The organism is Paracoccus sp. (in: a-proteobacteria) (genome assembly GCF_039808215.1).
Classification (GTDB): domain Bacteria; phylum Pseudomonadota; class Alphaproteobacteria; order Rhodobacterales; family Rhodobacteraceae; genus Paracoccus.
In genome coordinates this window covers 17,289-28,401 of sequence record NZ_JBDHSP010000041.1, presented here as the reverse complement: position 1 = coordinate 28,401, position 11,113 = coordinate 17,289, and the positions used below count along the sequence as shown (strand labels likewise).

Here is an 11,113-nt window from a genome sequence, read left to right as displayed (position 1 = left end):
TCCCTTCGTCTCCGCCATACCTTGCGGCTAATGCGATGATTTGACTTGGCTTTTCTTGGGCGCTGCAAATCGTCCCCCCAATTGTCCCCCCTGCGAAACTTGGAAGCCCCCGGATCAACCGGACGGTTCGCGGGCATCGCCTCGCCTCTCGGGCTTTCGGAAAGGTCAGTTTTCGCCCTGCGCCCGTTCATCCATCGCGGCCATGATTTCGGCCAGCGCGGCATCAGACAGCCGTGAAGCATCAAGCGTCGGGGCTTCGGTCAGCGGCCCGCCGTCAGGTCCGGTCAGTTCGGTTGTCTGGCGCGGGCGCCCGTAGCCTCGATCTAACAGAGCCGTTGCAGCTGCGATGCGGGCGCTTCCGGTTTGCGTCGCATCGGCCATGATCTCGGCCAACGTCGCCAGGGCGCTTTCGGTGTGCCCCTGCGCCAATTCCGACAATGTTGCCTTCGCGGCCAGTGTCGCCCGGCTCTTGCTTCCCGCCGGGCGTCCCGCGCCCTCTCTACGGCCACCTTTAGCCATGCTCGCACCTCGCATTCTGATTTCGCTCTGATTAACCCGCGCCATCCTCGCCGTGAAGATAGGTATCGCCGCAGAGGCCGCGCCGTCGTGCCGTGGCGGGCAAGTCGAGGTTCCCCGATAATGCCCCTTAGCCGGAAAGCAAGTCGCGCCTCTAGGACGCTCCCTGTAGCCTCTACGGGCGTTCTGTGTTTGGCGGGCACTTACCCGCCCGCGCCTTCCGCTTGCCAGCACGGGACATGCAGCTTGCGGCCCTGCCGGTCAGTCACGGCAACCAGACAATCGGCCAGCCCGCAGGCGGCGCAGGTCGGCGGATGCGTCGGCAAGCGCGCGACCTTTCGGGCCGTGACGCCCTCGGGGTCCAGGCCGCGCAAGCTTGCCCCATGCCGTGAAGGCGAAGGGGCGGGCGGGGCGCTGGGCGGGGCATCGGCAGGCGCGGCGTTTTCGCCGTTCAGAAACGCGACGACCCCGGCCTTGCAGGCTCGTAGTTGGTCAATAACATCTGGCGTCACGTGCCCGCCAGAGTTGCGCCAGCGGATGCGCTCGCCGTCTGTCTCGAAGATGACCCCGGCCCGGATCAGGTCGCGAAGGACATCGGGAACCGGCATCAAATCTCCCCCTCCCATATGCCACAATGGCCATTGCTTCTGCCACCCTCGGAAAAAGTGCCACAAGCGCCACAACTGCCATTTCAATTGATTTTATTATGTTTTTCAGTGGCGCTTGTGGTGAGCGTGGCGCTTGTGGCAGTTTTTTCACCCCCCTTGGAGAGGTATCTATCGAAAGCATCCGCGAAGTCGGCGGGGCGGTAGAAACTGCCGAACCGATCCTGTGCCGGGCCGATGCCGTAGGGTTTAAGCAGCTTCGCAATCCCGCGCGTCGAGATAGGGCGCCCGCCGTTCAACATTCCGCGAAGGTCAGATAGCCCAAGCTCTTGTGCGCCGAATCGTGGAAGGTCAGGAACGGCCTCATCCTTCACCCCCGGTCCTGAGGTTGCGGATGATGCGCCGCTGCAACCTGGCGACCCCGCGGTGGAGACGGGCAATGTCCTTGCCCGCCTCTCCTTCATGGCCGCTTCCCGACGCCGCAATCGCGTTCAGGGCCATGCCGAGCAGCCCGAGCTGCTCGGTCAGGCGCTCGGCGCGACCGGCCCGGCCAGCCAGCAGGCAATCGCCCAGTCAGGATCGCGTCGCGGCGCGCTGCGGTTTTGCGGGCGCCATCGTCCATGCCTGGCCTCTGCACGGCCGGGGCCGCAAAGTTGACTAAATTCCACAGGGTCATTATGGCCTTGGCCCGACATCGGCAAGCCCCGCCGGCCCCGCTTCTGCACAGGTTCGGAGACCATGACCGTCAGCACTTTCCCGGCCCCGCCGCCGTCCTGCAAGGTCCGCCCGACATGATGGCCGAGCCAGGCGACATGACCGGCGCGCCGCTGACCGAGGCGCAGGAGGGGCTTTGGTATGTGCAGGCGCTGGACCCGAAAAATCCGATCCTGAACACCGGGCAGTATCTGGAACTGCTGGGCCCGCTGGACGCCGACGCGCTGGCCGCCGCCGTCACCCGCACCATCGCCGAGACCCCGGCACTGGCGCTGCGCTTTCGCGCCACGCCCGAGGGGCCGCGCCAGTTTGCCGGCCTGCCGCCGATTCTCGGCTTTGTCGACCTGTCGGTACAGCCCGAGGCCGAGGCGCAGGCGCTGGCCCATATGCAGGCCGACAGCACCCGCCCGCTCGACCTGGCCGGCGAGCCGGCGGCGACGCTGACCCTGTTCCGGCTGGGGCCCGAGCGGCATTTTCTTTACCAGCGCATCCACCATCTGGCCATCGACGGCTATGGCATGGTGCTGGTCACGAACCGCATCGCCGCGCATTATGCCGCCCTGACCGCGGGGGCGCCAGCGCCCGAGCCCTTCCCGCCGCTGGCGCTGGCCGAGGAGGAGGACGCCGCCTGGCGCGCCTCGCCCCGCCGCGCCGCCGCCCGCGACTGGTGGCATGGCGAACTGGCGAACCTGCCCGAGGTGGCCGGCCCGGCCCCGGGCCGCGCGGTCAGCGGCCACGGCTTTCTGCGCGACAGCCGCTGGCTGCCGGCAGAGCTGCTGGCGGCGCTTGCTGCCTGCGCCGGGCGTCACCGTCTGGGCTGGCCCGATGTGCTGGCGGCGCTGTGCGGCGCCTACCTGGCGCGCTGGACCGGCGGCGATGCGGTGATCGGCTTGCCTTTCATGGCGCGCATGGGCCGCAGGATTGCCGACCTGCCCTGCATGGCGATGAACGTGCTGCCCTTCCGCCTGCGGCTGGACGAGGACGCGCCGCTGCCCGGCTGGCTGGCGGCGCAATCGAAACGCATGGCCGCCTGCCGCCGCCACGGGCTTTACCGCAGCGAGCTTCTGCGCCGGGAACTGGGCCTCGTCGGCGGCACGCGCCGGCTGCACGGCCCGCTGGTCAATGTGCAGCCCTTTGACAGGGCGCCGGAGTTTCCCGGCCTGACCGCGCATCTGCATATCCTGGGCGCGGGCGCGGTCGATGACCTGACGCTGACCTTTCGCGGCGATCCCGCCGAGGGCATGATCTTCGAGCTGGACGCGAACCCGGCGCTTTACACCGCCGAAGAGGTCAGCGCCCATGCCGAGCGCATCCTGGCCTTCCTGCGCGCCGCCCTGGGTGCCGAGACCCTGGCCGCGGTCCCCACCGCCAGCCCCGACGAGATCGCCGCGGCCGAGGCCCGCGCCCGCGCCGCCGACCATGCGCTGCCCGACACCAGCCTGACCGCGCTGATCGCGGCGCAGCTGGCCGCCACGCCCGAGGCCACCGCGGTCAGTTTCGACGACACCCGGCTGAGCTTTGCCGAGCTTGACCGCCGCAGCGCCGCGCTGGCGGCAAGGCTGGTCCGGATGGGCGCCGGCCGCGACCGCATCGTGGCGGTGGCGCTGCAGCGTTCGCTGGACCTGCCGGTGGCGCTGCTGGCGGTGCTGCGCGCCGGCGCGGCCTATCTGCCGCTCGATCCCGACCACCCGCCCGAGCGCATCGCCCGCATCCTGGCGCAGGCGCAGCCGGTGGCGGTGCTGGCCACCCCGGACCAGGCCGGGCTGTTTCCGGCGGGCACGGAACTGCTGGCCCCCGAGGATTGGCCCAGCGATTGGCCCGGGGAGGGGACCGCCCCTGCCCTGCCGCAGCCGCGCGATCTGGCCTATGTCATCTTCACCTCGGGCTCGACCGGAGAGCCCAAGGGCGTCGCCATCGAACATCGTGCCATCGTCAACCGGCTGCTGTGGATGCAGGCGCATTACGGCATCGCGGCCTGCGACCGCATCCTGCAAAAGACCCCGGCGACCTTCGATGTCTCGGTCTGGGAATTCTTCCTGCCGATGCTCGCCGGAGCGGAACTGGTCATGGCGCCGCCCGGAGCGCATCGCGATCCGGCGGCGCTGGCGCGGCTGCTGCGCGAGCGCGCCATCACCACCTGCCATTTCGTGCCCTCGATGCTGTCGGCCTTTCTGGCCTCGCCGGCCTCGAAGGGGCTTGAACTGCGCCGGATCTTCTGCTCGGGCGAGGAACTGACCGCGGACCAGCGCGACCGTTTCCACGCCCGCATCCGGGCCGAGTTGCACAATCTTTATGGCCCGACCGAGGCCGCCGTCGATGTCAGCTACTGGCCAGCCACGCCCGAGGACCGCGAGAACCCGATCCCCATCGGATTCCCGGTGTGGAACACCACGCTGGCCGTGCTGGACGAGCGCATGCGCCCCGTGCCGCCCGGTCTGGCGGGGCATCTCTACCTGGGCGGCGTGCAGCTGGCGCGCGGCTATCTGGGCCGCCCCGACCTGACCGCCGAGCGTTTCATCGACAGCCCGCAGGGCCGCCTTTACGCCACCGGCGATCTGGCGCGGCTGCGCCCGGACGGGGCGGTGACCTATCTCGGCCGCTCGGATCATCAGGTCAAGATCCGCGGGTTGCGCATCGAACTGGGCGAGATCGAGGCGGCGATCATGGCCTCGGGTCTGGCGCGCGAATGCGCGGTCCTTGCACGCGAGGATCACGCGGGCGACAGGCGCCTCGTCGCCTATCTGGTGCCGGACGCGGGCTGGCGGCCGGGGCTGCTGGCCGAGCGTCTGGCCACCAGCCTGCCCGGCTACATGGTCCCCGCGGCCGAGGTGGCGCTGCCGGCGCTGCCGGTGACCGCGAACGGCAAGCTGGACCGCAAGGCCCTGCCCGCGCCCGAATTCTCCGCCGGCGGCCGCGAGGCCGAGACCCCCACCGAGTGCCTGCTGGCCCGGCTTTTCGCCGAGATCCTGCATCTGGACGCCCCGGTCAGCGCCGAGGCGGATTTCTTTGCCCTCGGGGGCGATTCGCTTTCCGCCGTGCGGCTGGCGCAGGCGATCGAGGCCGAGACCGGCCGCGATCCCGGCCTCGGCACGATCTTTGAACAGCCGGTGCTGGCGGCGCTGGCGGCGGCGCTGGCGGCACGGGCGCCGCAGGACGACGGGCTGGGGCCGCTGATCCTGCTGGCGGATGGTGACGCGGGGGCGCCGCCGCTGTTCCTGATCCACCCGGCCGGCGGGCTGGCCTGGGGCTATCGCATGCTGGCGCGGCGCATCGCGCCGGCGCGGCGCGTCTACGGGTTGCAGCATCCCGGGCTGGTCTCGGAAGCGCTGATGCCGGAAAGCCTGTCGGACCTGGCCCGGGACTATGCCCGGCGCGTGATCGATCTGGTGCCGCAGGGGCCGCTGCATCTGGCCGGCTGGTCGGTCGGCGGCATCCTGGCGCAGGAAATGGCCGTGGTGCTGGCCGGCATGGGCCGCAGCCCCGGGCTGGTCGCCATGCTTGACAGCTATCCCGCCGACGCCTGGCGCGACGAGCCCGAGCCCGATCCGGTCATGGCGCTGCGCGCGCTTCTGGCCATCGCCGGCCATGACCCCGAGGCGCATCGCGATCTGGACACCCGCGCCGCGGTTGTGGCCTTCCTGCGCCAGGGCGACAGCGCGCTGGGTAGCCTGCCGGCGCGGGTGCTCGATGGGGTGGTGCGCACGGTGACCGGCACGAACCGGCTGATCCGCGGCCATCACCACCGGCGCTACGACGGCACGATCCTGCATTTCCGCGCCGCCAGGGACCATGCGGGCAGCGCCCTGACCCCGGCCATGTGGCTGCCCCACGCGCGCGAGGTCGAGGTGATCGACCTGCCCTTCCTGCATGGCGAGATGACCTCGCCCGAGGCGGTGGCGCTGATCGCCCCGGAACTGCTGCGGCGGCTGGCGCCCACCCCCGGCCCCTAGGCCGCGGCAAAGGGCAGCACCAGCGGGAATGACCCGGCCAGCGTCTGGATATGCGCAAGGCCCGGCAGCACATGCAGTTCGGCGCGGTGACCCGGATGTCGGGCGAGGGCCGCGGCGAATTCCATGGTCGCGGGTGCCGGCCCGTCCGGCGGCGGACCGTCCAGACCCGAGCGCTTTTCCCGGTCGCCCAGCGCCACCAGGAGCGGGCGCGAGGCAGGCGCGGCATCGGCGGCGATGCGGCGGATCAGCGCCTCGTCCCACCAGATCGAGGGGCTGATCGCGGCGTGGCGGGCAAAGCCCTGCGGTTGCGCCAGCAGCGCATAAAGCGTGAACAACCCGCCGAAACTGTGCCCCCACAGCGTGCGGCGCCCGGCATCGACCGCAAGGCCGGCCTCGGCAGCGGCACGCAGCGGCCCGGTCAGGCGCCGGTGAAAGATCGCGGCCCCTCCGGCCATGCGCCCTTCATGCACATGGTCGGGCCGCAGGCCCTCGCCCGGCCCGTCCGGCGCGGTGAAGTCCAGCGTGCGCAGCTCGCGGGCGAATTGCCGGTCGGTGTCATAGCCCACGCCCACCAGCATCAGCCCCGGCGCCAGCGCCAGATGTTCGGGGGTCAGGAAATCGAAGGCGGCATTGCCGTCCAGCATGTAAAGCACCGGCCAGCCGCGCGCCGGCGCCGGCGCCCTGGGCGCGGCGACGAACAGCCGGTATCCCGGCCCGACCGCCACCACCTTCTGCGACAGCTCATGCGTCGGCGCCCCGCTCTGCAGGATGCGCAACTCGGCACCCTGCCGCGCGTGATCGGGTCCGACCCGGCCTGTCTGCGTCATCGCGTCCCACCTTCGTGATGCTTGCATCCTCTTGCCCTGTCCGGCGATGGTTGACAAGGACAGTCGGGAATATAGGTTGCGCCCGACCCAGCCAGCCCCAAGGGGGTCAGCCGCAGACCCGAGCCGTTTTCAAGGAGATCCCATGGCCCCGCTTTACCGCCGCCCCCTTCGCACGCTTCTGGGCGCCTCGGCGCTGGCGCTGTGCGTCATTGCCGCCCCGGCGCTGGCCCAGACCGCCTTCACCGCGCCGCTGGTCGATTTCGTCGGCGATGTCCGCGCCCAGGGTCCCGGGCGCACGCCGATCCACCAGGGTGGCAAGGCGGTGATCGCCGGCGAGGACATGATCCCCGGCCAGAGCGTGACGCTGATGCGCGGCGCGCGGGTGCTGAACGACCAGCCGATCACCGTCGATGCCGAGGGCGGCTTCAGCTTCGAGTTGCAGATCGACCAGGACGCCGCGATCGGGTTGCAGCCGGTGGTGGTCATGGCCGAGAACCCCGCCGCCGCCACGGTGGTCGAGATGAAGATCTCGCCCGAGGTGCCGGTCTCGGGGGCCGAAAAGTTCACCGTCGCCAGCGCGCCGGTGGCACCGGGCCTTTATCAGGTGAAGTTCAGCCAGGGCGCGGATGCGGTCTTTGTCACCAGCGCCGTCGGCCGCCCCCCGGTCAAGGAATCGAAACTGCTGAAGCTGGACCCCGAGACGCTGAAGGTCAGCGCCGAGATCGTCCCCGCCGCCGCCCCCGCGCGGCCCGATGGCAAGGAGGCCGGGCTGCTCGCGGTCTACGGGCTTGAGGTCGACGAGGCCAACGGCCATGTCTGGGCCGGCAATACCCGCCAGGACACGGTGGCGGTCTATCGCCAGTCCGACCTGTCGCTGGTCAAGCAGTTCCCGCCCGGCACCGTGCCGCATGCCCGCGACATCATGGTGGACGAGACCAATGGCCGCGCCTATGCCAGCGCCACCGGCACGCCCGAGATCAAGGTCTTTGACCTCAAGACGCTAGAGCCGCTGGAACCGATCACCATCAGGTCGAAGCTGCGCGGCCAGAGCTTTTCCGCCATGAGCCTCGATCTGGACGAAAAGGCCGGCAAGCTGGTCACCGTCAGCCTCGACACGCCCGAGGCGGCAGTGGTCGATCTGGCCTCGGGCAAGGTCGAGGTGATCGCGTTGCCGGGCGCCAAGGCCGCCTCGGGCGTGGCCTATGACCCGCAAGAGGGGCTGATCTTCGTCGCCGCGCAGGCCACCGACAACCTGCTGATCGTCAAGGCGGAAACCGGCGAGCTCCTGCATGACGTGAAAGTGGGCGCCGGGCCGCTGAACGTGGCCTTTGAACCCGCAAGCCGCCTGGCCTATGTCGCCAACCGCGGCGCGGGCACCATCACCGTGGTCGACACCCAGGGCCGGATCGTCGCCAATCTCGAGGCCGGCAGCCTGCCCAACCAGCTGCGCGCCGACGGCAAGGGCAATGTCTGGGCGGTGAACAAGTCGCGCGGCGAGGGCGACGAGGCCGGCGACCGCATCTGGCGCATCACGCCCGACGCGCAGTAAGAGGGACCGGCCGGGGCAGGCCCTGCCCCGGCCCAACCGACCGGAAACGCCATGATCCTTGCCCGCCTTGCCGCCGCCGCCCTGATGCTGATCGCCACGCTTGGCCTGGCGCGCGCCGATGTCGCGGTCACCGACATCCTTGGCCGCGAGGTCAGCCTGCCGAAACCGGCCCGCCACATCGTGCTGGGCGAGGCGCGGCATCTGGCCGTGCTGGGGCTGATCCATGACGATCCGGTGGCGCTGGTCGCGGGCTGGCGCACGGCGCGGGCGCTGGACGAGCCGACGCTGGCCGCCTATCGCCGGAAGTTCCCCGATCTGGACCACATCCGTTCCGTGGGCGCCGGCGCGCGCGGCCTCTCGGCCGAGGCGATCATCGCCATCCACCCCGATCTGGTGGTGCTGACGCTGATGGACCAGGGCGATCCCGGCACGGAACTGCTGCGCCAGCAGCTCGAGGCGGCGGGCATCCCGGTCGTCTTTGTCGATTTCTTCTCGCATCCGCAGGAAAACTCCATCCCCAGCCTGCGCATCCTCGGCACGCTGACCGGCGCCGAGGAACGCGCCGAGGAGTTCGCCGAATTCTACGAATTCCGCCTGAACCGCATCCGCGACCGGCTGACCGCGGCGACGCCGCGCCCGCGGGTGTTCTTTCACGTCCATGCCGCGCCGGCCGGCTGCTGCGCCACCGTCGGCACCGGGGTGTTTCACGACTTCATCACCACCGCCGGCGGCCTGAACATCGGCCATGAGACGATCGGCACCGTGCAGGGCAATGTCAGTCTGGAAGGGCTGATCGCCGCCGATCCCGATGTCTATGTCGCCACCGGCGGCACGCATATGGCGGCACGCGGCGGGCTGGTGCTGGGCTCGGCCGTCGGGCCCGGGGCGGCGCAGGAAAGCTTTGCCCAGCTGCTCGCGGCGCCCGGCTTTTCCGCCCTGCGCGCGGTGGAACAGGGCCGCGCCGCCGGCGTCTGGCACATGTTCAACGACAGCCCCGCCCATATCGCGCTGATCGAATTCCTCGCCAGGACCTTTCACCCCGGGCTTTTCGCCGACATCGACCCCGCCGCGACGCTGGCCGAGATCAACGCCCGCTTCTCGCCGGTCACCGTGCCGGGGACCTGGTGGGTGACGGCGCCGCAATGACCGAGGCGACGCTTGCCAGCTATCACCGCCAGGGCCGGCGCCACCTGCTGATGCTGGGCTGGCTGGCGGTGGCGGCGCTGGCGGCGCTGCTTCTGGACCTGATCACCGGCCCGGCCGGCCTGCCGCTGGCCGAGACCCTGCGCGCGCTGACGGGCGCCGAGGTGTCGCGCGCCACCCGGGTCATCGTCTGGGACGTGCGCCTGCCGGTCGCCGCCATGGCGCTGATGGTCGGGGCGGCGCTGGCCCTGGCCGGGGCCGAGATGCAGACGGTGCTGGAAAACCCGCTGGCCGAGCCGTTCACCCTGGGCGTCTCGCCCGCGGCGGCGCTGGGGGCGGCGGTCGCCATCGTGCTTGGCCTGACCATCCCCGGCCTGCCCGTGGTCTGGAGCGTGTCGGGCAACGCCTTCATCTTTGCGCTGGGGGCGCTGGGGCTGTTGCAGCTTCTGGGCCGCATCCGCGGCGGCGGACCCGAGGTGCTGATCCTCTTCGGCGTGGCGCTGAACTTTACCGCCGCGGCGCTTTTGTCGCTGGTGCAGTTCATCGCCTCGGCCGATGCGCTGCAGCAGCTGGTGTTCTGGACCATGGGCAGCCTTGCGGCAGCGCGCTGGCCGGGCGTGGTGATGCTGGCGCTGGTGCTGGCGCTGGCGGTGCCGTTTTCCTTTCGCGCCGCCTGGAAGCTGACCGCGCTGCGCCTGGGCGAGGATCAGGCGCGCAGCTTCGGCGTCGATGTGACCGCGCTCAGGCGCTGGACGTTGCTGCGCGTCAGCCTGCTGGCGGCGGCCGCCGTGTCCATGGTCGGGGTCATCGGCTTTGTCGGGCTGGCCGGGCCGCATATCGCGCGCATGCTGGTCGGGGAAAACCACCGCGTCTTCCTGCCCGCCAGCATCCTGACCGGGGCGCTGCTCATGTCGCTGGCCTCGACCCTGTCCAAGACGCTGGTGCCGGGGGTGCTCTTGCCGGTGGGGCTGGTCACCTCGCTGATCGGGTTGCCAATCTTTTTCGCGCTGATCCTGCGCGGCAGGCGGCGCTGATGCAGGGGCTGCGGGCAAGGGGCGTCGCGGTGCATTACGGGTCGCGCCGGGTGCTGGCGGGTCTGGACCTGCCGCTCATGCGCCCGGGCGAGGTCACGGTGCTGGCCGGTCCGAACGCCGCCGGAAAATCGACGCTCTTGCGCGCCATCGCGCAATTGCAGGGCCATCGCGGCCAGGTGCTTCTGGACGGTCAGGACCTGGCGCGCATGCCCGCGCAGGCGCGCGCGCGTCTCATTGGCTTCATGCCGCAGACCCTGCCCGCGGGATCATCGCTGGTGGTGCTGGAAAGCGTCATCGCCGCGCTGCGCGCCGGCGGCGCGGGGGCGGCGCAGGCCGACCGCAAGGCCATGGCGACGCTCGACAGCCTGGGCATCGCCACCCTGGCGCTGGAGCCGCTCTCGGCGCTGTCGGGCGGGCAGCGGCAGATGGTGAGCCTCGCGCAGGCCATCGTGCGCGACCCGCGGCTGCTGCTGCTTGACGAGCCGACCAGCGCGCTGGACCTGGCCCGGCAAGTGCGGCTTTTGTCGGAACTGCGCCGGCTGGCCGGCGAGGGGCGCATCGTCGTCGCGGTGCTGCACGATCTGGCACTGGCGGCGCAATGGGCCGACCGCATCGTGCTGATGCACGCCGGCCGGACCCATGCCGAGGGCCGCCCCGATCAGGTGCTGACCCCGGCGCTGCTGGCCGAGGTTTACGGCGTCGAGGCCCGCGTCGAGCGCTGTTCGCGTGGCCGCATCATGGTGCTGATCGACGGCGAACATGCGCCGGGCTGACG

At 70.7% G+C, this 11,113-nt stretch carries 9 protein-coding genes; 5 read left to right on the top strand and 4 right to left on the bottom strand.

Going from position 1 to position 11,113, the window contains the following annotated elements; translation table 11 throughout:
• Nucleotides 1–165: 165 nt before the first annotated feature.
• The 3 genes from WMK75_RS12910 to WMK75_RS12900 all read right to left on the bottom strand — a co-directional run bounded on the left by WMK75_RS12910 (nucleotide 166) and on the right by WMK75_RS12900 (nucleotide 1,495).
• Nucleotides 166–519, bottom strand: coding sequence for a hypothetical protein (locus WMK75_RS12910; protein ID WP_347268069.1), 354 nt, complete (start codon nucleotides 517–519; stop codon nucleotides 166–168).
• Nucleotides 520–719: 200 nt separating this feature from the next.
• Nucleotides 720–1,124 (bottom strand): hypothetical protein, encoded by a 405-nt coding sequence (locus WMK75_RS12905; RefSeq protein ID WP_347268068.1) that lies wholly within the window; start codon nucleotides 1,122–1,124, stop codon nucleotides 720–722.
• 83 nt (nucleotides 1,125–1,207) lie between these two features.
• On the bottom strand, nucleotides 1,208–1,495 hold the full coding sequence (locus tag WMK75_RS12900; RefSeq protein ID WP_347268067.1) for a hypothetical protein: 288 nt from the start codon (nucleotides 1,493–1,495) through the stop codon (nucleotides 1,208–1,210).
• Nucleotides 1,496–1,912: 417 nt separating this feature from the next.
• Between WMK75_RS12900 and WMK75_RS12895 the strand changes: the two genes are divergently transcribed.
• Complete coding sequence (locus WMK75_RS12895) at nucleotides 1,913–5,785, top strand: amino acid adenylation domain-containing protein (protein WP_347268066.1); 3,873 nt, start codon at nucleotides 1,913–1,915, stop codon at nucleotides 5,783–5,785.
• Here WMK75_RS12895 and WMK75_RS12890 read toward each other — a convergent pair.
• Nucleotides 5,782–6,612, bottom strand: a complete 831-nt coding sequence (locus WMK75_RS12890) for an alpha/beta hydrolase-fold protein (protein WP_347268065.1) — start codon at nucleotides 6,610–6,612, stop codon at nucleotides 5,782–5,784. The two genes, WMK75_RS12895 and WMK75_RS12890, sit on opposite strands and share 4 nt — an antisense overlap.
• A gap of 142 nt (nucleotides 6,613–6,754) precedes the next feature.
• On the opposite strand from WMK75_RS12890, the gene WMK75_RS12885 reads away from it, so the two are divergent.
• From WMK75_RS12885 to WMK75_RS12870, 4 genes are read left to right on the top strand one after another with little or no spacing between them, the layout of a single operon-like run.
• Nucleotides 6,755–8,161: an ATP-binding protein gene (locus tag WMK75_RS12885; protein WP_347268064.1), complete on the top strand. Its 1,407-nt coding sequence runs from the start codon at nucleotides 6,755–6,757 to the stop codon at nucleotides 8,159–8,161.
• A 51-nt stretch (nucleotides 8,162–8,212) separates the two neighbouring features.
• Complete coding sequence (locus WMK75_RS12880; RefSeq protein ID WP_347268063.1) at nucleotides 8,213–9,307, top strand: ABC transporter substrate-binding protein; 1,095 nt, start codon at nucleotides 8,213–8,215, stop codon at nucleotides 9,305–9,307.
• The gene (locus tag WMK75_RS12875; RefSeq protein WP_347268062.1) at nucleotides 9,304–10,338 is read left to right on the top strand and encodes an iron ABC transporter permease; all 1,035 of its coding nucleotides are present in this window, start codon (nucleotides 9,304–9,306) and stop codon (nucleotides 10,336–10,338) included. The genes WMK75_RS12880 and WMK75_RS12875 overlap by 4 nt, the downstream gene beginning before the upstream one ends.
• Nucleotides 10,338–11,111, top strand: a complete 774-nt coding sequence (locus WMK75_RS12870; protein ID WP_347268061.1) for an ABC transporter ATP-binding protein — start codon at nucleotides 10,338–10,340, stop codon at nucleotides 11,109–11,111. Before WMK75_RS12875 ends, WMK75_RS12870 begins: the two co-directional genes overlap by 1 nt.
• Nucleotides 11,112–11,113 lie beyond the last annotated feature (2 nt).